This is a genomic window from Vibrio cholerae (genome assembly GCF_008369605.1).
GTDB lineage: Bacteria > Pseudomonadota > Gammaproteobacteria > Enterobacterales > Vibrionaceae > Vibrio > Vibrio cholerae.
The window spans coordinates 935,771-961,095 of record NZ_CP043554.1; the positions used below are offsets into that span (position 1 = coordinate 935,771).

The 25,325-nt window shown below is 47.3% G+C and carries 22 protein-coding genes and 1 tRNA gene; 11 read left to right on the forward strand and 12 right to left on the reverse strand.

The window, feature by feature from the left end; translation table 11 throughout:
- Positions 1–56: 56 nt before the first annotated feature.
- From F0316_RS04500 to folD, 3 genes are all read right to left on the reverse strand, one after another.
- Complete coding sequence (locus F0316_RS04500) at positions 57–1,520, reverse strand: FAD-binding protein (protein WP_148527236.1); 1,464 nt, start codon at positions 1,518–1,520, stop codon at positions 57–59.
- Positions 1,505–2,353 carry a TauD/TfdA dioxygenase family protein gene (locus F0316_RS04505; protein WP_001146419.1) on the reverse strand — a complete coding sequence of 283 codons (849 nt, stop codon included), beginning with the start codon at positions 2,351–2,353 and terminating at the stop codon, positions 1,505–1,507. Before F0316_RS04505 ends, F0316_RS04500 begins: the two co-directional genes overlap by 16 nt.
- A gap of 308 nt (positions 2,354–2,661) precedes the next feature.
- Complete coding sequence (folD, locus tag F0316_RS04510; RefSeq protein ID WP_000126770.1) at positions 2,662–3,522, reverse strand: bifunctional methylenetetrahydrofolate dehydrogenase/methenyltetrahydrofolate cyclohydrolase FolD; 861 nt, start codon at positions 3,520–3,522, stop codon at positions 2,662–2,664.
- Positions 3,523–3,723: 201 nt separating this feature from the next.
- Here folD and F0316_RS04515 point away from each other — a divergent pair.
- The 3 genes from F0316_RS04515 to F0316_RS04530 all read left to right on the forward strand — a co-directional run bounded on the left by F0316_RS04515 (position 3,724) and on the right by F0316_RS04530 (position 6,422).
- Positions 3,724–3,800 (forward strand) — tRNA-Arg (locus F0316_RS04515).
- Positions 3,801–4,151: 351 nt separating this feature from the next.
- Positions 4,152–5,447, forward strand: a complete 1,296-nt coding sequence (locus F0316_RS04525; protein WP_001961589.1) for an OpgC domain-containing protein — start codon at positions 4,152–4,154, stop codon at positions 5,445–5,447.
- A 312-nt stretch (positions 5,448–5,759) separates the two neighbouring features.
- The gene (locus tag F0316_RS04530; protein WP_000042818.1) at positions 5,760–6,422 is read left to right on the forward strand and encodes an HAD-IB family hydrolase; all 663 of its coding nucleotides are present in this window, start codon (positions 5,760–5,762) and stop codon (positions 6,420–6,422) included.
- Between the two features lie 46 nt (positions 6,423–6,468).
- Here the strand turns inward: F0316_RS04530 and F0316_RS04535 are convergent, their stop codons facing one another.
- The 7 genes from F0316_RS04535 to F0316_RS04565 form a co-directional block, all read right to left on the reverse strand.
- Positions 6,469–7,089, reverse strand: coding sequence for a LysE family translocator (locus tag F0316_RS04535; protein ID WP_001090433.1), 621 nt, complete (start codon positions 7,087–7,089; stop codon positions 6,469–6,471).
- A gap of 293 nt (positions 7,090–7,382) precedes the next feature.
- A complete protein-coding gene (locus tag F0316_RS04540) occupies positions 7,383–7,832 on the reverse strand; it encodes an acyl-CoA thioesterase (RefSeq protein WP_033928671.1) in 450 nt (149 codons plus the stop codon).
- An 89-nt stretch (positions 7,833–7,921) separates the two neighbouring features.
- Positions 7,922–8,593: a lysophospholipid acyltransferase family protein gene (locus tag F0316_RS04545; protein WP_149560243.1), complete on the reverse strand. Its 672-nt coding sequence runs from the start codon at positions 8,591–8,593 to the stop codon at positions 7,922–7,924.
- Positions 8,594–8,600: 7 nt separating this feature from the next.
- Entirely contained in the window at positions 8,601–9,533 is a 933-nt protein-coding gene (locus F0316_RS04550; protein ID WP_000932195.1) for a phosphatidate cytidylyltransferase, read from the reverse strand.
- A 2-nt stretch (positions 9,534–9,535) separates the two neighbouring features.
- A complete protein-coding gene (locus tag F0316_RS04555) occupies positions 9,536–10,294 on the reverse strand; it encodes a CDP-alcohol phosphatidyltransferase family protein (protein WP_001905158.1) in 759 nt (252 codons plus the stop codon).
- Between the two features lie 78 nt (positions 10,295–10,372).
- Positions 10,373–12,205, reverse strand: coding sequence for a putative bifunctional diguanylate cyclase/phosphodiesterase (locus F0316_RS04560; RefSeq protein WP_002053107.1), 1,833 nt, complete (start codon positions 12,203–12,205; stop codon positions 10,373–10,375).
- Between the two features lie 98 nt (positions 12,206–12,303).
- Entirely contained in the window at positions 12,304–12,765 is a 462-nt protein-coding gene (locus F0316_RS04565; RefSeq protein WP_000646483.1) for an oxidoreductase, read from the reverse strand.
- A gap of 568 nt (positions 12,766–13,333) precedes the next feature.
- Here F0316_RS04565 and F0316_RS04575 point away from each other — a divergent pair.
- The 4 genes from F0316_RS04575 to F0316_RS04590 all read left to right on the forward strand — a co-directional run bounded on the left by F0316_RS04575 (position 13,334) and on the right by F0316_RS04590 (position 18,128).
- Positions 13,334–14,803, forward strand: coding sequence for a protein adenylyltransferase SelO (locus F0316_RS04575; protein WP_172625961.1), 1,470 nt, complete (start codon positions 13,334–13,336; stop codon positions 14,801–14,803).
- A 231-nt stretch (positions 14,804–15,034) separates the two neighbouring features.
- Complete coding sequence (gene dctP / locus F0316_RS04580; RefSeq protein ID WP_000476112.1) at positions 15,035–16,033, forward strand: TRAP transporter solute-binding subunit DctP; 999 nt, start codon at positions 15,035–15,037, stop codon at positions 16,031–16,033.
- Positions 16,034–16,100: 67 nt separating this feature from the next.
- Positions 16,101–16,763, forward strand: coding sequence for a TRAP transporter small permease (locus F0316_RS04585; RefSeq protein WP_000438261.1), 663 nt, complete (start codon positions 16,101–16,103; stop codon positions 16,761–16,763).
- Positions 16,764–16,766: 3 nt separating this feature from the next.
- Complete coding sequence (locus F0316_RS04590; RefSeq protein WP_000257380.1) at positions 16,767–18,128, forward strand: TRAP transporter large permease; 1,362 nt, start codon at positions 16,767–16,769, stop codon at positions 18,126–18,128.
- Between the two features lie 115 nt (positions 18,129–18,243).
- Here F0316_RS04590 and F0316_RS04595 read toward each other — a convergent pair whose 3' ends face one another.
- Positions 18,244–19,584 (reverse strand): sigma-54-dependent transcriptional regulator, encoded by a 1,341-nt coding sequence (locus F0316_RS04595; RefSeq protein WP_059260453.1) that lies wholly within the window; start codon positions 19,582–19,584, stop codon positions 18,244–18,246.
- A 2-nt stretch (positions 19,585–19,586) separates the two neighbouring features.
- Entirely contained in the window at positions 19,587–21,380 is a 1,794-nt protein-coding gene (locus F0316_RS04600; protein WP_114794186.1) for a sensor histidine kinase, read from the reverse strand.
- Between F0316_RS04600 and F0316_RS19840 the strand changes: the two genes are divergently transcribed.
- The 4 genes from F0316_RS19840 to clpX all read left to right on the forward strand — a co-directional run bounded on the left by F0316_RS19840 (position 21,370) and on the right by clpX (position 25,272).
- Positions 21,370–21,588: a hypothetical protein gene (locus tag F0316_RS19840; RefSeq protein WP_001881672.1), complete on the forward strand. Its 219-nt coding sequence runs from the start codon at positions 21,370–21,372 to the stop codon at positions 21,586–21,588. The genes F0316_RS04600 and F0316_RS19840 overlap by 11 nt on opposite strands.
- A 290-nt stretch (positions 21,589–21,878) precedes the next feature.
- Positions 21,879–23,180, forward strand: a complete 1,302-nt coding sequence (tig, locus tag F0316_RS04610) for a trigger factor (protein ID WP_001198441.1) — start codon at positions 21,879–21,881, stop codon at positions 23,178–23,180.
- Between the two features lie 105 nt (positions 23,181–23,285).
- Complete coding sequence (gene clpP / locus F0316_RS04615; protein WP_000121678.1) at positions 23,286–23,912, forward strand: ATP-dependent Clp endopeptidase proteolytic subunit ClpP; 627 nt, start codon at positions 23,286–23,288, stop codon at positions 23,910–23,912.
- Positions 23,913–23,991: 79 nt separating this feature from the next.
- Positions 23,992–25,272, forward strand: coding sequence for an ATP-dependent protease ATP-binding subunit ClpX (gene clpX / locus F0316_RS04620; protein WP_002044302.1), 1,281 nt, complete (start codon positions 23,992–23,994; stop codon positions 25,270–25,272).
- Positions 25,273–25,325: the final 53 nt, after the last annotated feature.

Consider the following 25,325-nt stretch of genomic DNA (forward strand, 5'->3'; position numbering starts at 1 on the left):
AAAGTCACCAAGCCCGTTTAGGGCTTGATGAAGATCGAGTGAACGCAGGTATTGAACTAGTGAGATAAGTTGAATTCTGTCAACACACCTTCTGCCAACACACTGTGAACCTGATGCAGTGGAGTGACCCATTCGATGTAAGCATCAGGGCGAACCAATACCGCTTGTCCTGGATAAGGTGCGTGACGTGTCCAGTGTTGAGCATTTTCGGATTGGGTACCGATGCGGATCACATGTACATGCGGCGGCACGTCAACCACGCATTCGTCATCACTAAACAAGAACAGTGTCCATCTTGAGTAGTCAAGCAGTGAGTACAAACGAGTGATCTCAGTACCTTGATTGAGCACGAAATCCCACATTCGAGTGCCAGCTAAGCCTTCTTCGTAGTAGCGAATGCCCATTCCCGTGATATTACCTGAACGCTTTTCAACTATTTTTACGTAGTCTTGCGCATGGGTGTTGGTGGCTGAAAACTTCGTTGAGCGTACCAGTTCACCGGAGCTGTCTATCACGCTCTGCGCCACTGGTTGACGTTCAGCGTGATAACTTTTCAATAAAGCAGGAGAGGCTTGACCTTTAATCACCATACTTAGTTTCCAGATCAGGTTAAATGCGTCAGCAACCCCAGTATTTAATCCTTGTCCACCGTTGACTGAGTGTACGTGACAGGCATCCCCTGCAAGGAAAACCCGGTCATCGACGCTGTAATGTTCTGCTACCGATTCTTTCACGGCAAATTGCGAGAACCAGACCACTTCCTTAAAACCCAATTGATGAGGTGCCATTGCCCGGTTAATTTTGGCGATAGCCTGCTCTAAGGTGAAATCGTGCGTATCCATACGGACATAGAAGCGATCGATTTCACCTTCGCGAGGGATCCATGCCACATCTGAGGTTTCTGCTTGGAACACAATAATTTCAGGGACTTTAGGAAAGTCACTGTCAATCACACCATCAATCACCGCCCAGATAATTTCGGGGCGCACAATGTGAAAAGGCACACTAAAATGACGACGCACAAAAGATTGAGACCCATCCGCACCAATCACAAAGCGCGATTGAATACGCTCACCATTGCTGAGATGAGTTAGGCAGCCTGCTTGATTGAGCTCGATATTGTCGACGCTTGTGTTGCGCCAAACGGGGGCATTCGCTTCAAGTAATTTCTTGTCCAATAGATGCTCAACAAACGATTGACCTAACATCAAAAAGTGTTTGTGCAAGCAGCCTTCCAAGGCTTCCCACCAGCTCGATTGGCGCGAGATAAAATGGCCATTAGCCCAAACCGAGCTGGTATTACACGGCTTGCCTAAAGGGTAAAGATCATCAAAAAGCTTCGCGACTTCGAGCAGTTGTAAGGTGCGGGCATTTAACGCATCGGCGCGTCCGACTTGAAGTGGTTCGGCTGACTTATCAATGATCAGCGCGTTTAAACCGCAGCGCTGTGCTAAGTAGGCACTCATTAACCCAACTGGGCCTGCGCCGATAATGACGATGTCGGTTATTTTTGTGGACATTGGTACGACTCCAAGCTTGGATTGTTATAAGGAGGATTACTTAACACTTGCACACGACGAATGTGACGCGGCGTGTGAGAGGTAAAGCCTTCACGGCCATGGAGTAAGGAGAAGTTATCGGTGATCACTATGTCACCCGTTTGCCACTCATGAGCGTAGAAGTTACGTGGGTCGTACAGTGCACGGCGTAAACTTTTGTGAAACTCGATCGCTTGCTCAGGGGTAATTCCAGACAGTGATACATCAGGTGGATTGAGCAGGTCGCCATTTTCTTCAAAATGCGGCTCGTTGTAGCGTATTACTTGATAGTCTCGGTATGGATGCTGCATCACAATCGGGGAGACGGTTTTACTGTGGTAAAACTCCATTTTACGCTGGTAGTGTCCGGTGACTTGCTGCCAAAGCTCAAGATCTGGCTGAGGGGCGTGCTGTAAAGCCAGCATGGTATGACTGAAGGTCGTACGCCCACCATGCCCCGGTAAAGGAGCCTTTACACACTGAAAGATTTGGTATTCAGGGACTTGTGGGCGATACATGCCATCCCAATGCATGGGCATGTAGCTGCTGTCAAAAATGTGATCGCCAGGATCCTCTTTTTGTACCAGATCTAATACGCGCCCAAACGGCCAAACACTCACTTCTCCCCAGCGTTCGCAGTAGTCCGCAAACTGCTCCGAATGTTCAAAGGTTTCAAAACCACGCAGTAACACAAGTTGTTCACGCAAAAAGAGTTCGCGTAACTCATCAATATCTAACTCATTGACATGAATCGGAGCATGTTTCGGTTCTACGATCACTCCAAACGGTTGCAGAGCAGTAATTTTGTACGGCATATCAATGGCCTCCAAAATGGGCTTAGGTTTTTCCTTTATCTAGTCCGATTATTTGTACAACCGCTGGAATTGACTAGATAACAAAAGAAGAACCGAGAGTTACCGATACGGGAACAGTCTCTGCGTTATTGAGAGAGAAGGGAATACCTATTTAGAAAGAGGGGGGAGTATAAAGCGCAAACAGAACGAAAGAGGTCAATCCATGCATGGTATTGACCTCTTACTGCTTCTCAGGTGTTAGCACAAGGCGTTAACACAAGGTGAGTGTGAATACCGCGACGCTTTGGCGTTGCAGATAGCCACTGTGGCTAACCTTGAGTGTGGAACTGCTCACACGCCATCATAGTGTTTTCAATCAAGCTTGCGACGGTCATAGGTCCTACACCACCGGGTACTGGAGTGATAAAACTTGCACGCGTACGGGCAACATCGTATTCCACATCGCCAACCAGCTTACCAGTATCTAAGCGGTTAATGCCAACATCGACCACAACTGCACCTTCTTTAATCCATGCTCCCGGAATAAAGTTAGGTTTACCGACCGCGACCACCAAGATATCCGCTTGGCGAATATGGCCTTCGAGATCTTGAGTAAAGCGATGGCAAGTGGTGGTGGTACAGCCTGCCAAGAGTAGCTCTAACGTCATCGGACGACCGACAATGTTGGAAGCTCCCACAATCACCGCGTGTTTGCCGCGTAGTGGAATATTGTAGCGTTCAAGCAGAGTAATAATGCCTTTGGGTGTGCAAGAGCGCAGTTTCGGAATGCGCTGCGCCAAGCGACCGACGTTGTAAGGGTGGAATCCATCCACATCTTTCTCTGGGTGAATACTCTCCAACACTTTGGTCGTATCCATACCCGCAGGTAACGGCAGTTGTACCAAAATGCCATCGATTTGCGGATCGTTATTGAGTTCTTCAACCAGTGACAGCAAGGCTTCTTCGCTAGCGGTGGCGGGTAAATCGAAAGATTTGGAGACAAAACCGACTTCTTCACAGGCACGGCGTTTACTGCCGACATACACTTGTGAAGCAGGATCTTCGCCCACCAACACAACCGCCAGTCCTGGGGCTCGTAACCCAGCTTGAACACGAGCTTTAACACGGGCTGCCACTTCTGAGCGCACCGTTTGCGAAATCAGCGTTCCATCAATATTTTGAGCAGTCATGACTTTCCTTACAGGTTTGGAGCGAAAATTTTTGCGCGCATTGTCGCAGATATTTTTGATAACATCCACGGGCAAACGTTTGCTTTGTTCTGTTTTTCGGCAGTTGAGATGAGATCGGTAAAATATTGCTCATTCGAAACAGAAAGTTAGATAAAGGCGTTGATCTAGCCCGTTTAACTCGTATAATCCTCACCCTGTAGCGCGCCCTTAGCTCAGTTGGATAGAGCACGTGCCTTCTAAGCATGTGGTCACAGGTTCGAATCCTGTAGGGCGTGCCATTATTTCAGACCCCAGCAAAGCTCATTTGCTGGGGTTTTTTATTGTTATCCTCAAATCACTGTTTTGAGCGGTGACGGTTTTAAATTTTGTTGCGTTGGGTAGTTGAGAAGTGGCGATTTTGCATCGGTATCATCGACAAGCTGTGCGACCTCTCGGTTTTTTTTATGCCCCCTATTTACAAAGCCATCAGGTGGTGCAAGGATCCGCGTGCTCAGGGAAAGGTAAGTCCAAACTAGATATCACCATCCTGCCGTATTACCCAATATATTCAACCGCTTATCCGCATTTTTAGTCGACTTGGTATTTTTGTGACTACCAATTTATTGGACTGAAAACGCAGGGAGATACCCATGAAACGCATCCCCGCATTGGACAGTATCCGAGGATTATTGTTGGTGCTGATCACCTTCAACCATCTTATCTGGTACAGCGGCGGTACAACCATACTGCAAATGATTACTCATGAACCTGTCGGCGTGTTTGGTGCCGCGGAAGGTTTCATCTTCATGTCTGGACTACTGGCTGGTATGGTCTATAGCCGCCGTGAATACACTGACCGTCAAGCGGCTGGGAAAGTGTGGAATCGTGCGTTCATTATCTACAAATACCACATTGCAGGACTCTTTATTGCCATGCTGTGGTTTTGGCTGGGCAGCCACTATTTTGCTGAACAAGTCACCGTGTTTGGTGGCAGCTTTAGTAATCTGCCTACTATGCCTTTTATGACCATGTTGATGAGCTTCCTGCTGCTCAATAAACCCGCCTATCTGGAAATTTTGCCACTCTATATCATGTATATGTTGCTGTTTCCTTTGGCTCTGTACGGGTTTCGTCGCGGTTATCTTAAATGGGTACTTGCGCTGAGCGTGCTGATTTGGGCAAGTAGTGGTTGGATTCAAGGCGCTATGCTTTTGCCACTCTTTAAGTGGCTTTCTGCAGAATACATTCCTGAGCTCGGTTACTTTGACCCTTTTGCTTGGCAACTGCTGTTTTTCTTTGGTGGTGCATTAGGTTATTGCAAGCGTCAAGGCGAGTTGGCGTGGTTCCACCCTAAATTGGTTTGGTTATGTGCGGCGATAGCTTTGGTTATCTTTATGGCTTACCGCGATCTTTTAACGCCATTGGGTATTACTAAGCAGATGGTGTATGCGGCATCCAGTAAGCCAGAGCTTGGCTGGTTGCGTGTACTGAGTTTGAGTGTATGGATCTACTTAATCTCTGTTGTGATCCGCTTTTTCCCAACGGCATTAGTGTATGAGCCGCTGAGCTATCTCGGCCGCCATTCATTACAAGTTTTTACTTGGCAAACCGTACTGATTTTTATCACTGCACCTTGGCTTCTGACCACACGCGACTCGGTTTGGCATACAGCGATCATTCTGCTGCTCTGTACAACATTGTGGATTCCCGCTTGGCTACAGACACAGCGTAAAGAAAAGCCAATCAATTTGTCATCTGCGGTGGTGGCTTGCCTTTCACTGGTTTTAGTGATGACGACGAATTTTACAAGCTTCCCTCAACCACCCAAAAGTGACATTGTGGCGAGCAGTGATGAGGTCGTCACCGATGCTTTACCTAGCAGTGAGATTTCTAATCATGAGCTGCTGAGTGAACCGATGAACAGTGATGAGACACCCGTGAACTGAGCCAGAATAAACTGTCCCGTGTATGTTATGCCGATGCCGTTTTTAGCTGCATCGGCTAACGCAGTTGTCGGTATACCTGCGTACTTTTTCTGACTACCTTCCTCGCCGGATAATTCTTTATATAGCCATCAAGACCTTACTGAGGTAGACCGTTTTGATGCCGAAGCTTAAGACCAGCTTTGGTAACTCACGAGGTATTTCAAATCGCGGCTACGTCTATTGGACAGCCTATCAACCGTCACATTCTCGCGTTACAGTGAGTTTTTATCATTCACGATTTTTTGAAGCCAGTACAACCTGTGAGAGCCTGAAATGAGCAAGCCCCTTTATGTGTTTGATTTGGATGACACCCTGATTGATGGGGACTGCGCGATGATTTGGAATGCGTTTCTTGCCGAGAAAGGCATTGCGACGGAGCGCAATTTTGTGGAAGAAGATCGAAGACGCATGGCGCTGTACGCGCAAGGCAAGATGGATATGGCGGAATACATTGCTTTTGCGATGAGACCGTTAACCCAAGTGCCAAGTACAACCGTGCAAGATTGGGTGGAAGAGTGCGTGTCACGCTGGATTGTTCCAAAACAATTTGCCCAAGCTCGTGAGTTGATTGCGCAGTTAAAGCAGCAAGGTAATACCTGCTTAATTATTTCCGCTTCTGTTTCGTTTTTAGTGAAAACCGTCGCTCAACGTTTCGGAATTGAACACGCGTTAGGGATTGATCTTGTGAGCCAAAACGGTTGCTACAGCGGTAACATCGAGGGCGTTGCTAGCTACCGAGAAGGTAAAGTGCTGCGTTTACAACAATGGTTAGCGGAGCAGAATGAAACCTATCACGACGTTCATTTTTATACCGACTCCATCAATGATCTGCCGTTATGTCAGCATGCCGATTTCGCGTATGTGGTCAATCCTTGCCCGCGCTTGAAAGCTCAGGCTGAGCAGCATGGTTGGCCCATATTATCTTGGGCGGTGTAAGTGTTTGGCCATCCATCCGTGTTACGGTGGGCGGATGGCCAATTCGCTAACTAAAGTAGAGCCAGATACCCACCCCAGCCATTAGCGAACCTGCAATCCGATTGAGTAAACGGACATGGTGAGCTTGGCTTAATAAGCGCTTTAACCCTTTTCCACCCGTGGCATACAAACTCATGCTGATAAATTCGGAAAGCAGAATAATGGCAACCAATACAGTCAGTTGTGGAGCAAGGCTTAACGATTGATCAATAAAAGGGGGCAGCAGAGATACCATAAACGCCCAGCCTTTAGGGTTAGCAATTGCGGTCACAAAACCTTGTACTAATAGACCCCAGTCACTGCCTTGGTACGTGTTTTCTTGCTCGATATTGATCGCCAGCTTGCCCCGTGAACGCCACATTTGCACACCTAAATACACCAAATAGCTTGCCCCCACGATTTTAAACAGAGTGAAAATATCTGGATAACGCAGCATGACCGCCGCAATGCCTACCACTGCGGAGACCGCGACCAAAGCCACACCCAGTAGCTCGCCTACCATCATCCATAGTGTTCTTCGATAGCCAACGCTCATGCCCAGAGTGAGGGCCAAGGTCATATTCATACCTGGGGTAATCGAAACAAAAAAGAAGGTGGGAATAAAGAGTCCCAAAAGTGCCGTATTCATCCATTCTCTCCCTAGCCTGAGGATTATCGTGTTAGTTCCATTAACAACAACTCCACAATATAGGCCGATTGGGAAATGCGCAATCTTCAATTGAATGAGGCACTTTGAAGGATGCAGAATGTAACGTAATGACTTGGGTTGGTGAGCAACTATTTGAAAATAGCGGAGGGTTGGGTACGTCGTATCGGACACTGCTGTTTTGCAGATAGTCACCAAGCGGGTTTGATCGGTTGGTGACCGTGCCCTTATCACCTGAAGTGGTAACGCGCTTTCACCTCAATCACAGGGTTTGTCTATGCATTGTTTATAGAGACTGATTCACCTTGCAGAGTGTGAATGGCTTCAAGCACTGTAGGCGGTAGCAAGGCTTTCTCACCCGTTTTAAAGTTAAACATCACAACCGTAGCGCTACCGACGGTAGTCACTTTACCAAGTTTTTGGCTCACCACTTGGTATTCCATGCTAAAGCGATCTGCTTGAACAGAGGTAATGCGTGAACCAATCAGCAGCGTATCGGGAAAAGTGACCGGAATTTTATAACGTGCTTGTGTCTCCGATAACACAGGGCCAATTTGGGTGCGTTGTAACTCTTCCATCAGCTTAAGATGAGCGAAGTAATCAATTCGCGCGGTTTCAAAGTAGCGAAAGTAGACCACATTATTGACGTGTTGCAGCGCATCCATCTCTCCCCATGCGACCACGATTTTCGTGACCACAGGGAAATCTTTTAAAAGCGATTCCATGCCTTTTTACTCGTGTTGTGATTAGAACAAATATTCTAACGGTAAATGGCAATTGTAAGCTTGAGCTTGTTAGCAAAACGTTAAATTTCTCAGCTGTCGAGGGTTTCGCTATCCAGGGTCGCTTGGGTTTGAGTGATACAGTGAGTCGCCAACTGCTGGTAATTTTTTTGCATGACCTGAACGAAATGTTCTGCATCACTAAAACCGGTTAACGGTTCACCGATCACCACATCGCAATTGAAAGGTACGAACATCGCTGTACCTTTGGGTAGCGCGCGCCCTAAACCACGCATGACCACAGGTAATACCGCACGCTCAGGGTGATTTTTAACTAAATGATAAATGCCTTTTTTCAAACCACTCATTATTTCCGGCTCACCACGACTCCCTTCTGGGAAAATAATCAGAATATCGCCTTGATCTAAAGCTTCATGGCAAGCTTGCAGTACCGCGTCACGTTCACTGCTGGAGGGGAAGCGACGGATCGGAATGATGCCAATAATATTCAGAGATAACCAAGCCACAAAGGGATTCACCAGAAAGTAATCCGCGGCAGCGACAGGGCGCACTCGGTGAATTAAATGCAGCGGAAACAGAGCCATGAGTACGAGTGTATCTAAATGACTATTGTGATTGGCGGCAATCACCATTGGACCTTGAGTAGGGAGATTTTGGCGCTGCAAAATATTGAGTCCTAACCCAATAAAAACTAAGGGTTTAACGATCAATAGGAAAAACAGCACTTTCAGAATACGCGCCATATGATCCTCAGTAATAGAGATAATAGAGGTAGTGGAAAAACAGCGGAGCAGTAAACATCAAGCTATCGACCCTGTCCAGAATGCCCCCGTGGCCCGGAATAAACTGGCTGGTGTCTTTGATACGCAAATCGCGCTTGACTGAAGAAATCACCAAATCGCCAATAAATCCACTCAAGGCAATGATGACTCCGCCGACCAACCCTTGCGCTGCGGTCAGTGGCGTTAAATAAGGCGCTGCAAAGTATGAAACGGTAACCACGGTCAATGTGCCGCCGATAAAGCCTTGCCAAGTTTTATTCGGGCTGACTTTCGGAACGATCTTATGTTTACCAAAACTTTTTCCCCACACGTATTGTGCAACATCATTGAACTGAGTCATTACCAATAAAAACAGCAACATACCCAGTGAACCTGCATCTGGGTTTAAGCTTGGTAACACCAATAGGTAGGCCATATGGCTGATACAAAATACGGTCAACATCATTGCCCAGTGAATAATGCCTGCCGAGCGAATAAAACCTTTAGTATCTCCAATCAGCACCATCACCATAGGCAGGTATAGGAATACATAGACTGGAATAAAGATAATGAACATGCCGTACCAGCCGATGGAGAGCCAGTAGTACTGAAATGGAATGGACAAATAAGCCCAGAAAATCACTCGGCGATCGGTCATTCGTGTGGGCACAATCGAGAGAAACTCTTTCAGTGCCATGAAACTGAGGAAACCTACAAAAAAGAGCGTGTAGTTGAGTGGAAGCTGCAATACGACAAACACAATCGCAACCATCCACCACCATGAACGAATACGCAGCTTTAATTCGAGATAATCGCGTTCAGGATAGCGGCGAGACAGCCACAAATAACAGAGTGTACCTACCACTAAAATGGCCAAAATCACCAACATCAAGTGCAGTGAGTGTTGAGGAATGTTGAGCATGACTAGTTACCTTGATGATCGGACGAGGATGCACGCGCCGCATGGAATTGATAAATGTGCTGTAAGCGTCGCCAAACCGTGAGTACCAGCCCAATCAGCATGACGATTAAGGTGAGATCCATGTTGTATGCGAAAAAGGTTGGGAGCTCATCGAACAGTGAAAGTGCCGCGATAAAGAGCAAACTGAGGGTAAGCAGCGCCATGCGATGCTGTTTAGCCATCGGGCCTTGAAAATCAGCTTCACCGCCCATGCTGACTCCCAATACACGAATATAGGCGGTCAGCACCGCAAGAAGCGCACAAAGCCATGCCAAGGTCATTCCCAGCGCAGAAGTCGTGACAAAACCTGCACCAAGAATCAACAAAGGGTCGGCGATCCGATCCGGTACATCATTAAACAATTCGCCAGCAGGGGTCTTCTTGCCGCCTTCTACGGCAACCATGCCATCAAACAAGTTACACAGTAAACGCGCTTGAATCGATAAGGCCGCCAGAATGAGCCAAAGCGGGGCAGGATAGTAGTGATATACGGCCAAAATGGCACAGCCAAGCAGCGCAAAGGCAATACTCATGAGTGAAATTTGGTTAGGGGTGATCTGCTTTTGGCTCAACCAAACGGCGATACGTTTGGTGAAGTTCAGATCTCTGACCGCAAGTGGGCGGCGATTTTTCTCTTCAGATTGTGTCTTGTCCATATAACCTCTTGTTGCCACATAGAAAGAGTGGCTAGCAATAGGCGATGTGGTACCACCAATCCGCACTGAAAAGAAGTCATACCAAGTAGGGTTACCTGTTTTTTGGCACGCGTCTCAATCTTGTTGCATGGTATTGCTAATGCATTACTCATTAATTTGCGCGGATAACGAGGTATTCTCTGAGGAAAAGTAGTGATCGCAAAAAGTGGCGAACTCGGTTTTAGTGATAGGACGAGAGAAATAGTAGCCTTGAAATTCATCTACCCCCAATTGTTTGAGCTGCTCTAATTGCGCCAACTGTTCGATTCCCTCGGCCACCACCTGCATCCCCAGTTGATGGGAGAGATTAACGATTGAAGCAATAAAAATCGCTTGTTGCTGGTTTTGATTCATATTGTCGACAAAGGATTTATCTATCTTCAATTTACTGAATTTAAGGTGGTTGAGTTGGTAGAGCGAAGACCATCCGGTTCCGAAATCATCGAGTGCAAAGCGAACTTTCATTTTTTCTAGTGACTCGATGATGGCGAGACTTTGCGGAAAATCATCAATGGTCATGGTTTCAGTGAGTTCTAATATGATCGCATTGAGGAAATTCTCATGATGGCCAAAAATCGTGGTAACGAGTGCTGGCAAGGTTTCATCAAACAGAGAGTTGGAAAGGTTGATCGAGACATCTAATCGGCGGTTGTAAGGTTTCCAATCATTTTGTAGTGCCAAATAGACCTGCTGCATGATCCATGCCCCGAGCTTTTTACCAAGTCCATACTCTTCGGCAATCTCGATCAGATATTGCGGATTGATATAACCAAACTCACTGTGCTGCCAACGGATCAGCGCCTCACATCCTAGTCGGTCAGGATTGCGCGACAAGATAGGTTGATAGGATAAATACAAGCTCGATTGGTTTGGGTCTAACAGCAACTGCTGTAGCTGCTCGGCGAGGATACGCTTCTTGTTGTAAGCACTTTCAATGTCGCGCGTATAGTACACCACCTGACCTTCAGGTGCTTTTTTGGCGATATTGAGCGCTAAATCCGCATTGTTTAATAAACTGCTCGCTCGTAATTTTGAGCTGCTCTCAGTGAAGTCTTGGGTTTGGCAGGTCACAACGCCCATCGCGACACTCAAACGTTTGGTCGGATCATTCTCTTGTACTAATTTGGTCAAGTCATTCCACAAGTTACGGATAAAAAAGTCGGCATTTCCGGTACAAGGATGCAGTAAAACGGCAAATTCATCAGCACCAATCCGGGCGCATTGATAAGCAAATGAGCGACAGCGTTGGGTAAGTAATTCCGCAATGTTAATCAGCAACTGGTCGCCAAAAGCGTAACCCATCGTATCATTCAACTCTTTGAATCGATTAAGATCGAACAGGATAAGCGCGATAGGTTCTTGTTGATTTCGGCGTCTTTTCTTTAGTTTTTTAACGATAAAGTTACGGTTTTTTAGCCGAGTGAGTGGGTCATGCCATGCGAGAAATTGTTGATAATCTGCAGAACGATAAGTCATATAGGAAAGCAAGATTAACATCAGCAGAATCGCTGCGAAGAAATAGAGTAACTGCTGTTTGTTCTCGTTAATCATACGGATATTGCTGTTGGCACTTTCACCCGTAAAATTGACAATCGCTAAATTGCGGATTTGGGCATTGTAGGGCTCGAGGAGCTGCAGCAATTCTTGCAGTACGGGTTGATCACCTCGACTTACTGCCAGTTCATAGCGTTTGAGTTGAGTGAACACCTCTTGAATGATGGCTTGCGCATCGTGTTGTTGTCGGAGTTCTTGGGTTTCTTTACTGGTTAGAAAGAGATCGAAACGATTCCACAAAATATCGTAATTAAGACTCATCGCTTGATGATTTTCACGGCTGCCATTTAATAAGTAAGTCTCCAATCTATGAGTAAAATTGAGCGTCTCTACTTCCAATTGCGCCAAAGACCAAGCCGCCAGTTGGGTGTACTTGGTGAGCATATTATAAGTATTAGTAAAGCGAACCATGGCCCAGATTGACAGCAAGACCATGACGAATACTAGCGTGAAAAATGCAAGTAGAGACTTCTTCATCGTCGTTAAGGAGTGATGATTTCTATACTGCTGATCTGCCAAACCATACGGCTGTGCAGTATTTCATTATCTAACTCGCCACTACTACTGAGTGGATAGATTGACCAAATTGGTCCACGGTCACGGATCTGCATCGGTTTGCCATTATTTTGAATCGCGAAAACAGGGTTGTACTTCTCAATATCAGAATAAGGGATTTCGGCCCAATATTTGTTTAGGGCAATTACTTTAAGGTCGGCTTGTTTTACTCCCATCCAAGCTAATAATGCCTGAGCAGAAATGCCTTTAAACTCCGTATTACCTTGTGTCCACGGCGTTTCGGTGACGATAGTTAAATCACTGCGGGCTAACAGTTCTTGATAAGTGGCCGAAACGGTTTGCCCTTGATGGGTTATCGTGAGGATCGGTTCTTGTGCAAACAATTTGCTGCTGATTAACGCCAACAGCGTCAATAACATGGCCTTCATTGTTCTCATTGGTTGTCCCTTTATCGTGAGTGAGGTTTATATAGGTATAGGTAGCCCATTTCACGCGTGCAAGGTCGATCTTTAGTTTGAGACTAAAGTCGATTTCGCTCATCCCTTGGAAGAACTGGCGGCATCCCACTTTTGTCACAAAAAATTAACGTCTCAATCTCTTGCTGATTTTTCAAAGTTTCACCATATTGTCATTACCGTGTCATAAACATAAAGGTGAGGAGATCGATATGGAACACGTTGAAATGGTGCAACCTAGTGCGCTAGGTGTTGTGGGTCGTACGCTGGTGTTTTCCTTATTGGCATTAGGCTTCACCTTTATGCTGTTATAGCAACACCTAAGATTCACCAAAGCCGAAGCAGATTGCTTCGGCTTTTTTATCCGCGGGTTTTTATCCACTTGAGCTGCCTTCTAACACCTTTGGTAAGCATAGGAAGAAAGGGGACGTTGAGCGAGAGGTTCGGGTTATCTTTCTCCACAACGTCAGCACAATAAAACCTAGTGAAAAGGTCAAGTATTTGCTACGGTGCGAGCAAACCATTGATCGCGAGTCTAGTTATGTCAGTGTGGAATGCTGTTCATCTTAGCCGACGTTTTGCGGCGTTACCCCAAGCTTTTTATACCTCAGTTCATCCTCAGCCTTTGCAAAATGTACGTTGGGGTATGTGGAATACTCGTTTGGCGCGACAATTTGGTTTGCCTGAAGCACCGAATGATGAGTTATTGTTATCGCTGTCAGGGCAGCAGCTACCTGCTGATTTTTCTCCCGTCGCGATGAAATACGCAGGACATCAATTTGGTGTCTATAACCCCGAACTCGGTGATGGGCGCGGATTGCTGTTGGCCGAAATGGCGACCAAGCAGGGCGAAGTGTTTGATATTCACCTCAAGGGAGCAGGGCTTACGCCTTATTCACGGATGGGTGATGGTCGTGCGGTGCTGCGCTCATCCATTCGTGAATATTTGTGCAGTGAAGCGATGGCAGGACTCGGCATTGCCACGACCCGCGCATTAGCGCTAATGAGTAGTGAAACGCCAGTTTATCGAGAGCGTGAAGAGCGCGGCGCACTCTTGGTGCGTTTAGCCCATACCCATGTGCGGTTTGGCCATTTCGAGCATTTCTTTTACACCGATCAGCATGCGAACCTGAAATTACTGGCGGATAAAGTCATCGAATGGCATTTCCCAGATTGCGTGCAAACATCGAAACCTTATGCGGCTTGGTTTTCGCAAGTGGTTGAGCGCACTGCACTGATGATTGCGCAGTGGCAAGCGTACGGCTTTAACCACGGGGTGATGAATACCGATAATATGTCGATTCTCGGGGAAACCTTTGATTATGGTCCCTTTGCCTTTTTGGATGACTACGATCCGAACTTCATCTGTAATCACTCGGATTATCAGGGACGATATGCCTTTGATCAGCAGCCACGCATTGGCCTTTGGAACCTCTCCGCATTAGCGCATGCGCTGTCACCTTTGATCGACAAAGATGATTTAGAAGCCGCACTGGGGAGTTATTCTGAACGCCTCAATCTGCATTTTAGCCGCTTGATGCGCGCGAAACTCGGTTTAGCGACTCAGCAAGAGGGGGATGGTGAGCTGTTTGCTGATTTCTTCGCGCTACTGGCCAACAATCACACCGATTACACGCGCTTTTTACGCGAGCTCTCCTGTCTGGATCGGCAAGGAAACGAGGCGGTGATCGATTTGGTGTTAGATCGCGAAGCGGCTAAGACCTGGTTAACCCGTTATCTTGAGCGCGCTGCTCGTGAGTTAGGTCAAGAGGAGCGACCCATCAGCACCCGTGAGCGCTGCCAAGCCATGCGCCAAGTGAACCCGAAATACATCTTGCGTAACTACCTTGCGCAGCAAGCAATTGAGTTTGCTGAACGAGGCGATTTTGAGGAAATGCAACGCTTAGCCACTGTGTTGGCTAGCCCTTATGCCGAGCATCCCGAGTTTGAACGTTACGCAAAGTTACCGCCAGAATGGGGGAAAAAACTGGAGATCAGTTGTTCTTCCTAAGGCCGGTTATGTATGGGTTGAAAGTGACCCATTACTGAAATTGGATGGGTGGATTTCCACCCATTTTTTATGGCAGAAACCTCGAACACAAGAGAGGAATGCCATCACTGGTTTTACAAGTTACTGATTTTAAATAAATGTTAGTTTTGTGTAATGAATGGCGCGCAAGTTGCTTTGGTATGGGTACGCAGTCCAATGATGGGCTGAAAAATCCAACCAAGGAGAATAAGAATGTTCAAGCCGCTTACCCTAATTGCCGCTTCTATCCTCGCTGTCACAAGCTTTAATGCTGCCGCTAATTGTGACCCAGGCGAAATCGTGATCAAGTTCAGCCATGTGACCAATACCGACAAGCACCCGAAAGGGATTGCGGCATCACTGCTGGAAAAACGCGTCAACGAAGAGATGAACGGTAAAGCCTGTATGCAGGTCTTCCCTAACTCAACGCTGTACGATGATGACAAAGTGTTAGAAGCCCTGCTCAACGGCGATGTACAACTGGCGGCACCTTCGCTGTCTAAATTTGAAAAATTCACCAAAAAGTACCGTATTTTTGACCTGCCTTTCCTTTTTGAAGATGTGGATGCCGTTGACCGTTTCCAAAGTTCCGCCAAGGGCGAAGAACTGAAAAATGCCATGACTCGCCGTGGTGTAAAAGGCTTGGAATTCTGGCACAACGGGATGAAGCAGATCTCTGCCAACAAGCCAATTCTGGTGCCTGCGGATGCCAAAGGGTTGAAATTCCGTGTACAAGCCTCCGATGTGTTGGTGGCTCAGTTTGAGCAGATCGGTGCTAACCCACAGAAAATGTCGTTTGCGGAAACCTACGGCGGTTTACAGACCAAAGTCATTGATGGACAAGAAAATACTTGGTCAAACATCTACGGACAAAAGTACTTTGAAGTACAAGATGGCACCACCGAAACCAACCACGGCATTCTGGATTACCTCGTGGTGACCTCAAGTAAATGGTGGGATGGTTTACCTGCAGATGTTCGTGATCAGTTTGCCAAGATCCTCAATGAAGTCACGATTGAGCGAAACGCAGAATCCAACAAAGTGGAAGAGCTCAATAAGCAGTACATCATTGAAGCGGGCGGTGTCGTACGCACTCTGACTCCAGAGCAGCGTCAGCAATGGGTCGATGCACTCAAACCGGTATGGCAGAAGTTTGAGAAAGACATCGGTGCTGATCTGATTGAAGCCGCTCTGGCAGCTAACCAGAAGTAACCTTTATTTGGCCCCATCACGGTGGGGCCGTTTGTCTGTTCGTCACACTATTAGAGCGATGTATCACATGGAACAGTCATGGTTTTCGAGAGTCGGCCAGTTTACCGACTCGATTGAAGAATTTCTGATCGCATTTTTTATGGGCGCGATGACGCTACTGACCTTTGCAAACGTCATCATGCGTTATCTATTCAACGACAACATTCTCTGGGCGCTTGAGGGAACAGTATTTATGTTCGCTTGGATGGTGCTTGTCGGGGCGTCATTTGGGGTAAAACGCCACTTTCATATTGGTGTCGATGTGCTGATCAATATCGCACCAGCACGATTGCGTAAGCTGTATGCATTGGTTGCTGTGGCCTGCTGTTTGGCATTTTCAATCCTCTTACTGATCGGTTCTTGGAACTACTGGTATCCCTTTATTACTGAACGTGCTTGGTACGAAACCGACGATATTCCTATGCCTGATATGCTGCAGTTCCTCGCTGATTGGGTTAACGAAGGCGAGCGCTATGAAAAGCTGCCGCGGTTTATCCCTTATGCCGCTCTGCCGATAGGTATGGCGCTGCTGACTTTCCGGTTTCTGCAGATCGCTTGGCAAATTCTCACTGGCAAACTGGATCGCATGATTGCCGGTCATGAAGCCGAAGAAGATTTAGAAGCACTGAAAGCGGAGCTTTCAGAAGCGGGTGAGGCAATGATGCCTAAGACTCAAGGCAAGGAGAAGTAAGCCATGGCCGTTGCACTGTTATTTATTCTGGTTATCGGCATGATGATTGTTGGCGTGCCGATTGCTATATCGCTGGGCTTATCCAGTATTTTGTTCCTATTGTGGCACTCGGATGCCTCTTTAGCTTCGGTTGCTCAAACCCTGTTTAACGCGTTTGCTGGTCACTACACTTTATTGGCGATCCCGTTTTTTATTCTCGCCTCAACGTTTATGTCTACTGGCGGAGTGGCTAAACGGATCATCCGTTTTGCGATTGCTATGGTTGGCTGGTTCCGCGGCGGTTTAGCGATTGCTTCTGTGGTCGCGTGCATGATGTTTGCGGCGCTCTCGGGCTCATCTCCGGCAACGGTGGTTGCCATCGGCAGTATCGTGATTGCGGGCATGGTCAAAAACGGCTACAGCAAAGAGTTTGCGGCGGGGGTGATTTGTAACGCAGGAACCTTGGGTATTTTGATCCCCCCTTCGATTGTGATGGTGGTGTACTCAGCGGCGACCAACGTTTCGGTTGGCCGTATGTTCTTAGGTGGTGTTGTCCCAGGCTTATTGGCAGGTTTAATGTTGATCATCGCGATTTACATTACCGCGCGGATAAAAAATCTACCCAAGCAGCCCTTTGTTGGCTGGAAAGAAGCGCTGAAAGCAGCCAAAGAAGCAAGCTGGGGCTTATTGCTGGTGGTGATTATTCTCGGTGGGATCTACGGTGGGATCTTTACCCCAACAGAAGCGGCAGCTGTGGCAGCGGTGTACTCCTTTTTTATCGCCAACTTCATCTATCGTGACATGGGGCCGTTTGCGGATAAGACCAATACCAAACCGGTACTGGTCAAAGTAGTGGAAACCTTTGTCCACAAAGACACCAAAGCGACTTTGTATGATGCAGGTAAACTGACCATCATGCTGATGTTCATCATTGCTAACGCGCTTATCTTAAAACATGTACTGACCGAAGAGCGCATCCCGCAGATGATCACCGAATCCATGCTGTCTGCTGGGCTTGGGCCAATTACCTTCTTGATTGTCGTGAACCTGATCTTGTTGGTGGGTGGTCAGTTTATGGAGCCATCGGGTCTTCTGGTTATCGTCGCTCCCTTGGTATTCCCGATTGCGATTGCACTGGGCATCGACCCTATCCATCTCGGCATCATGATGGTGGTGAACATGGAGATTGGCATGATCACGCCGCCCGTCGGCTTAAACCTGTTTGTGACCTCTGGGGTAGCCAAAATGTCGATGATGAATGTGGTTAAAGCTGCACTGCCGTGGGTGGGCGTCATGTTCCTCTTCCTGATTATTGTCACTTATGTGCCTTGGGTATCCACTTGGTTACCGACGCTCTTGATGGGGCCGGAAATCATCACTCGCTAGCGCTTAACGCTTAAGTCTGCAAATAACGACAAGCCCTTCGCATGCGAAGGGCTTGGTTTTTTTATGCCGACCTTAAATCTGAGACCTAGACTTTTAACCAGAACGCGGGATGGTTTCAGGGTTTGTAACTCTCTTTATCGAGCTGATATTTCTGCATTTTGTCATACAAGGTTTTACGTGGAAGATGGAGACGCTCCATGGTGGCTTTAATGCTGCCACCACACTCAATCAGCGTCTGCTCCAAAAGTGATTTCTCAAACTCCGCGACTTGTTCATTCAGTCCGAGTAATTTGGATTTTGGCTCATGGCTTTCAGCAAATTGCACCAACTTACCGAGTAACACATAGCGCTCTGCGGCATTACGCAATTCCCGCACGTTGCCCGGCCAATCGTGACTAAGTAAGCTTTGCACATCGGAGGCCGTCAGTGCTGTAGCCGCTTTACCATAACGTGCAGCAGCGACCAGTAAGAAATGGTGGAAGAGGGCAGGAATGTCCTCTCTGCGCTCACGCAGCGGTGGGATCGTTAAGGTGACAATGTTGAGCCGATAGTAGAGATCTTGCCGAAATTTCCCTTCGGCAGCGGCTTGTTTTAAATCGATTTTAGTGGCGGCAATCACCCTAATATCAAGGGGAATGAGTTCATTCGAGCCAATCCGTTCGATCACTCGCTCTTGCAGCACACGCAGTAGCCGGATCTGCGCTTGCATCGGCATCGATTCAATCTCATCTAAAAACAGAGTGCCACCTTGGGCATGTTCAAACTTACCAATGCGTCGGCTTTCGGCACCCGTAAAAGCGCCTTTTTCATGACCGTAAAGCTCACTTTCAATCAAGTTTTCTGGTACCGCGCCACAGTTAATCGCCACAAAGTTTTGCTCACGGCGTGAACTCTGCTCATGCAGCGAACGGGCAACCAACTCCTTGCCGGTTCCTGTTTCACCAAACAATAAAATATCCGCTTGGGTATCCGCGACTTGGGCAATGGTATCGCGCAGAGTTTGAATGGCGGCGGTTTCACCAATAATTCGCGGGCCTAGGGTTTGGCTGACTTTTAAACTGCGTTTTAGCTGACGGTTTTCCAAAGTAAGGCGACGTTTTTCGATGGCACGGTGCACCGTGTCAATCAACCTCTCAGGCGCAAAGGGCTTTTCAATAAAATCGTAAGCACCATCATGCATCGCTTTGACCGCCATCGAAATATCGCCATGTCCAGTGATAAGAATGACAGGCAGTTCACTGTCTTGATGCAATACGGAGCTCAGTAAATTCTGTCCACTTAAACCGGGTAAGCAGATATCACTGACGATCACCAATGGGAGTCCTTGCGCCTTGATTGCCAGCAGTGCCTCTTCGACACTGGCAAAAAACTGCGCGTTGAGGTCGGCCAATTCGAAACTTTGAGCGAGCGCAATGCGGATATCGCTCTCATCATCAATCAAAAATACATCACACATGGTTAGTCCATATTGAGAGGTGTGAAACGAGGCAGGGTGATGGTAAAGCGCGCTCCACCGAGTGGTGAAGTCGCCACGCTCAATGTTCCCTGCATGCTGTGCAAAATTTGTTGTGAGATAGAAAGTCCAAGCCCTAAACCATTCTTTTTCGTGGTGTGGAAGGGTTCAAACAGATGGGGCAAGGTTTCAATGCCAACACCGGGGCCATTATCATCAACGAAAAGGGCTATTTGCTGTTCAGAGGTTTGCAGACGAATTTGAACTACTCGCTCCGCTTGTCCCTCTAACGCTTGCAACGCATTTGTGAGCAGATTAATCAGCACTTGTTCTAACTGGATGGGATTGACGCGTACCCAAACGGGCGTTTCGAGGTCGCACAGCTCTAACAACGTCATCTGCGCTTTAAATTGCCCAGTCATCAACTCTTTGGCCGACAAAATCAACGGGTACAACTGCACGTCTTGCTGTTCATTGGAAGTGGATTTTCGGGCGAAAGATTTAAGCTGCTCACTGATTTTCGCCATGCGCTCCGTCAGTGCGGAAATACGCGAGAGATTTTCTTCAGCGCGTTCAGGCTTGTTGGTGGCAAGGAAACGGCGGCCGTTATCGGCAAAACTGCGGATCGCCGCCAGCGGATTGTTCAGCTCGTGGCTAATACTGGCCGACATTTGGCCGAGCACTGCCAGTTTCGCCGCTTGGATCAGCTCATCTTGTGTTTGGCGCAGCGCGTGCTCGGTTTTGATCCGTTCAGCAATTTCCGCATGCAATTTGGCGGTGCGCTCCATCACCTCAAATTCAAGCTTCTGCTTGGTCTCTTGCTGCAGCTGCTCGATTTGCCGCTGACGCAGCTGCCGGTGATGCCACAGTTGAAAGCCCAAATACACAATCGCAAACAACATGCAGAGAATAATCACTAAGCCAAACGCCGACCAAAAGAGTTCGATTTTCGGTGAAAGTACGCGAATGGTCAGAGCAAGTTCAGGAAGCGGGCGACTCGAAACAATGTAGTCATCTTGCAGCCAATGTTTTTCAGGCTTGTGCCATTCGCTTTGCTCCGCTTGCAAGTCGCCCTGCCAGCCGAGGGAAGGAATAGGGCTGTCTAAATATTGCTGGCTTTGGCGAATGTCGTTGAGCTGTGCGGGAGATAAATCTGCAACGCTATGAAACAGCCAAGCGGGTTGGCTCGACATAAATACCACTTGATGATCATCGGTCGCCACAAAATAGCTGCTCTTGCTTTGCCAGCCCTGCTCAATGGCAGACAAATCCATTTTGACCACGATAACCCCTAAGATTTCCGCCGCATAAATCACTGGATAAGCGTAATAGTAGCCGCGTTGTCCTGAGGTTGACCCCAGCGCAAAATATTGGCTTTTTTGACCCGCAATGGAGAGGTAAAAATAAGGTCGCCATGCAAAGTTGCGTCCGATAAAAGAGCGATCCAAATTCCAGTTACTGGATGCGATCGTGTTGCCAAAGCGGTCGATCAAATAGGTATCTGCGGCTTGGATGACTTCATTGACTTGCTCTAAATAGCGATTGGTGAGGTCGATTTGCGCCGAATTTTGTGCCGAGAGCAGTGCATCCACCAACTCTTTATCTTTAGAAATCAGATGGGGAATGTGGGCGTATTTATCTAAAGTCGCAACGATATGGCTTGAAAAACGATCAAGCTGCGACTGATGCTCATTGAGCAGCGCTTGATACTGGAAACGCCAGTATAAGTGCGTGCTCATGCTCACCAGCACAATAAACATGACCCACAACATCAAGCTGAGACGACGAATGGATGGCATCCTTGGCTCTTATCAACAAATCCTTTCGTTACATCATACTGAGAATGCACAGCCGAAGCGTCTAAAAAGATCGCAATCTCGGTCTGCAAAACAAGAGCAAGATCTCTTTTTACGCTTTTCAATAAAAAAAAGCCTCGATTCCATTGAAAAAGCCTATATTGTCCCCATTTCAGAGTCGCTATCGGTTTCCTTTTGGTGGAATTTTTAGCACTTGATTGGGTTTTCAGGAGATTGGCTTGACTCTGACCGGGGATTAACTCGACAGCTCCGGCTGTGGTCGTTAGAATGTCGCGTCTGAAATTTGGTCCTGAGACTAATCGGAGATACCTTTGCCAAAAGATATCGCTCATTAGTCTGGTTTTCTGGTGATTCGCTTGAAAGCCGATGCTCAATATTTACATATCAGTGTTCAATCGGGCACAACACAAGGATGCAGCCACACGTCGTGTTGGCTCATGACGCTCAGGAATCCTGAGCCAGTTTTGAGGTTTAGAAATAATGCAAGTTACTGTTGAAACGCTAGAAGGCCTACAGCGCCGTCTGAATATTACTGTTCCAGCTGCAAACATCGAAGACGCTGTAGCAGCTGAATTACGCAACATCGCGAAAAACCGTCGTTTCGATGGTTTCCGTAAAGGCAAAGTGCCAATGAAGATGGTTGCGAAAATGTACGGCAAAGCAGTACGTCAAGACGTGCTGGGTGAAGTGATGCAACGCCACTTCATCGAAGCGATCGTAAAAGAGAAAATCAATCCAGCTGGCGCACCAACGTTTGCTCCAGTTGAAATTGGCGAAGGCAAAGATCTGGTTTTCACAGCAACATTTGAAGTTTACCCAGAAGTTGAACTGAAAGGCCTAGAAAACATCGCAGTAGAGAAGCCAGCAGCAGAAGTGACTGACGCTGACGTAGCAGAAATGCTAGAAACTCTGCGCAAGCAACAAGCGACTTGGAAAGAAGTTGACGAAGCGGCAGAAAACGGCAAACGCGTTTCTATCGATTTCGTAGGTTCTATCGATGGCGTAGAGTTTGAAGGCGGTAAAGCAGAAAACTTCCCTCTGGAAATGGGCGCAGGGCGCATGATCCCGGGTTTTGAAGACGGTATCGTTGGCAAAACCAAGGGCATGGAATTCGTTATTGATGTGAACTTCCCAGAAGATTACCACGCTGAAAACCTGAAAGGTAAAGCGGCTAAGTTTGCTATCAAAGTGAACAAAGTAGAAGCGCGTGAACTGCCAGAATTGAACGATGAGTTCGTTGCACGTTTTGGCGTAGCTGAAGGCGGCGTTGACGCTCTGAAAGCAGAAGTACGTAAGAACATGGAACGCGAACTGAAGCAAGCGATCAAAGCGCGTATCAAAGAGCAAGCGATTGAAGGTCTGGTAAAAGAGAACGAAATCCAAGTTCCTTCTGCACTGATCGATCAAGAGATCAACGTTCTGCGTCAGCAAGCCGCACAACGTTTCGGTGGCAATGTTGAAGCTGCGGCTCAACTGCCTCGTGAACTGTTCGAAGAGCAAGCGAAACGTCGCGTAGTGGTAGGTCTGCTGCTGGGTGAAGTGATCCGTACTCACGAGCTGAAAGCGGACGAAGAAAAAGTGAAAGCACTGATCACTGAAATGGCGACTGCGTATGAAGATCCATCAGAAGTGGTTTCTTACTACGAGCAAAACCAACAGCTGATGAACAACATGCGTAACGTTGCTCTTGAAGAGCAAGCGGTAGACGCGATCATTGCGAAAGCAAAAGTAACTGAAAAAGCGATCAGCTTCAGCGAGCTGATGAACCCAGTTGCTGCTTAATAAGCAAACTGTAGCGTAGAAGGTTGACGAAACAAGCAATCATCTGCTAACAATGGTCCGTGTGATACCCATCATCCGGGCCATTTATTTTAGGGATATAAGACTATGAGCTACCAAGAAAAAAATGCAATGTCGCCCATTTTTGACGCACTCGTACCTATGGTGGTTGAACAAACCTCTCGTGGTGAGCGTTCATACGACATCTATTCTCGCTTACTAAAAGAACGAGTGATTTTCTTAACCGGGCAAGTAGAAGATCACATGGCAAACCTTGTCGTGGCTCAACTGCTTTTCTTAGAATCTGAAAACCCTGATAAAGATATTTTCCTTTACATCAACTCACCCGGTGGCAGTGTCACTGCAGGGATGTCGATTTACGATACTATGCAGTTCATCAAGCCAAACGTGAGCACAGTGTGTATGGGACAAGCCTGTTCAATGGGCGCTTTCTTGCTTGCTGGTGGTGCACCGGGCAAGCGTTATGTACTGCCGAATTCCCGTGTCATGATTCACCAACCACTGGGTGGATTCCAAGGCCAAGCCTCTGATATTCAAATTCATGCTCAAGAAATTCTGACCATTAAAAACAAACTGAACCGTTTGTTGGCAGAACATACAGGCCAGCCAATCGAAGTGATTGAACGCGATACTGATCGTGATAACTTCATGTCGGCAGATCAAGCAGTGGAATACGGTTTGGTGGATGCGGTGCTGAAACACCGTGGCGAGTAAGCTCGTAATTGTATAACGCAATTTTGATTGAATTGTTATACACTCAAACCAAAGTGAGTAAAGGCTAAGAGGTTAGCGAATGACAGACAAAAGCAAAGAGGGCGGTAGTAGTAAACTGCTGTACTGCTCTTTCTGTGGCAAAAGCCAGCACGAAGTTCGCAAACTGATCGCAGGTCCGTCCGTGTATATTTGTGATGAGTGCGTTGATTTATGCAACGACATCATCCGCGAAGAGATCAAAGATGTTCTGCCAAAAAAGGAATCAGCGGCGTTACCGACGCCAAGAAAGATTCGTGAACATCTCGACGATTATGTGATTGGTCAAGAACACGCCAAAAAAGTGCTAGCCGTTGCGGTATATAACCACTACAAGCGTTTACGTAATGGTGATACGACTAGCGAAGGCGTTGAGCTGGGCAAGAGTAACATTTTGCTGATTGGCCCAACGGGTAGCGGTAAAACACTACTGGCTGAAACGCTGGCGCGTTTGCTGGATGTGCCATTTACCATGGCGGATGCGACCACATTAACCGAAGCGGGTTATGTGGGCGAAGATGTAGAAAATATCATTCAAAAGCTGCTGCAAAAATGCGATTACGATGTTGCAAAAGCGGAGCGTGGTATCGTCTATATCGATGAAATTGACAAAATTTCTCGTAAGTCTGAAAACCCATCCATCACACGTGACGTGTCGGGTGAAGGGGTTCAGCAAGCGCTGTTAAAACTGATTGAAGGTACGGTTGCTTCGGTTCCACCACAAGGTGGCCGTAAACATCCTCAGCAGGAATTCCTGCAAGTCGACACCTCAAAAATCCTATTTATCTGTGGTGGCGCGTTTGCTGGCCTAGATAAAGTGATTGAACAGCGTGTTGCGACAGGGACTGGTATCGGTTTTGGCGCGGATGTGCGTTCTAAAGACAACAGCAAAACCTTGAGCGAACTGTTTACTCAGGTTGAACCTGAAGATTTGGTGAAATACGGTTTGATCCCAGAGTTCATTGGTCGTCTGCCTGTTACGGCAACGCTGACTGAACTGGATGAAGCGGCATTGATTCAAATTCTGTGTGAACCAAAGAATGCGCTGACCAAACAGTATGCGGCGTTGTTTGAACTGGAAAACGTTGATCTGGAGTTTCGTGAAGATGCGCTGAAAGCGATTGCCGCTAAAGCGATGAAGCGTAAAACCGGTGCGCGTGGTCTACGTTCAATCCTTGAAGCAGTTCTACTGGAAACCATGTATGAATTGCCTTCAATGGAAGAGGTCAGCAAGGTGGTGATTGACGAATCTGTGATCAACGGAGAGTCCACACCGCTACTGATTTACAGCGCTAATGAGAGCCAAGCCGCTGGTGCGGAGTAATCTCAAGCAACAAAAAATAACGAGGAGGTATTCAATACCTCCTTTTTTTTATT

Coding starts and splice junctions, on each gene's coding strand:
- F0316_RS04550 (WP_000932195.1), bottom strand. CDS start 9,533: ATGCTCAACATTCCTCAACACTCACTGCACTTGATGTTGGTGATTTTG.
- F0316_RS04525 (WP_001961589.1), top strand. CDS start 4,152: ATGAAACGCATCCCCGCATTGGACAGTATCCGAGGATTATTGTTGGTG.
- F0316_RS04565 (WP_000646483.1), bottom strand. CDS start 12,765: ATGAAGGCCATGTTATTGACGCTGTTGGCGTTAATCAGCAGCAAATTG.
- tig (WP_001198441.1), top strand. CDS start 21,879: ATGCAAGTTACTGTTGAAACGCTAGAAGGCCTACAGCGCCGTCTGAAT.
- F0316_RS04505 (WP_001146419.1), bottom strand. CDS start 2,353: ATGCCGTACAAAATTACTGCTCTGCAACCGTTTGGAGTGATCGTAGAA.
- F0316_RS04560 (WP_002053107.1), bottom strand. CDS start 12,205: ATGCTCACCAAGTACACCCAACTGGCGGCTTGGTCTTTGGCGCAATTG.
- F0316_RS04590 (WP_000257380.1), top strand. CDS start 16,767: ATGGCCGTTGCACTGTTATTTATTCTGGTTATCGGCATGATGATTGTT.
- F0316_RS19840 (WP_001881672.1), top strand. CDS start 21,370: ATGGATGGCATCCTTGGCTCTTATCAACAAATCCTTTCGTTACATCAT.
- F0316_RS04545 (WP_149560243.1), bottom strand. CDS start 8,593: ATGGCGCGTATTCTGAAAGTGCTGTTTTTCCTATTGATCGTTAAACCC.
- F0316_RS04500 (WP_148527236.1), bottom strand. CDS start 1,520: ATGTCCACAAAAATAACCGACATCGTCATTATCGGCGCAGGCCCAGTT.
- F0316_RS04575 (WP_172625961.1), top strand. CDS start 13,334: ATGTCAGTGTGGAATGCTGTTCATCTTAGCCGACGTTTTGCGGCGTTA.
- folD (WP_000126770.1), bottom strand. CDS start 3,522: ATGACTGCTCAAAATATTGATGGAACGCTGATTTCGCAAACGGTGCGC.
- F0316_RS04530 (WP_000042818.1), top strand. CDS start 5,760: ATGAGCAAGCCCCTTTATGTGTTTGATTTGGATGACACCCTGATTGAT.
- F0316_RS04600 (WP_114794186.1), bottom strand. CDS start 21,380: ATGCCATCCATTCGTCGTCTCAGCTTGATGTTGTGGGTCATGTTTATT.
- dctP (WP_000476112.1), top strand. CDS start 15,035: ATGTTCAAGCCGCTTACCCTAATTGCCGCTTCTATCCTCGCTGTCACA.
- F0316_RS04540 (WP_033928671.1), bottom strand. CDS start 7,832: ATGGAATCGCTTTTAAAAGATTTCCCTGTGGTCACGAAAATCGTGGTC.
- clpP (WP_000121678.1), top strand. CDS start 23,286: ATGAGCTACCAAGAAAAAAATGCAATGTCGCCCATTTTTGACGCACTC.
- F0316_RS04585 (WP_000438261.1), top strand. CDS start 16,101: ATGGAACAGTCATGGTTTTCGAGAGTCGGCCAGTTTACCGACTCGATT.
- F0316_RS04535 (WP_001090433.1), bottom strand. CDS start 7,089: ATGAATACGGCACTTTTGGGACTCTTTATTCCCACCTTCTTTTTTGTT.
- F0316_RS04595 (WP_059260453.1), bottom strand. CDS start 19,584: ATGTGTGATGTATTTTTGATTGATGATGAGAGCGATATCCGCATTGCG.
- clpX (WP_002044302.1), top strand. CDS start 23,992: ATGACAGACAAAAGCAAAGAGGGCGGTAGTAGTAAACTGCTGTACTGC.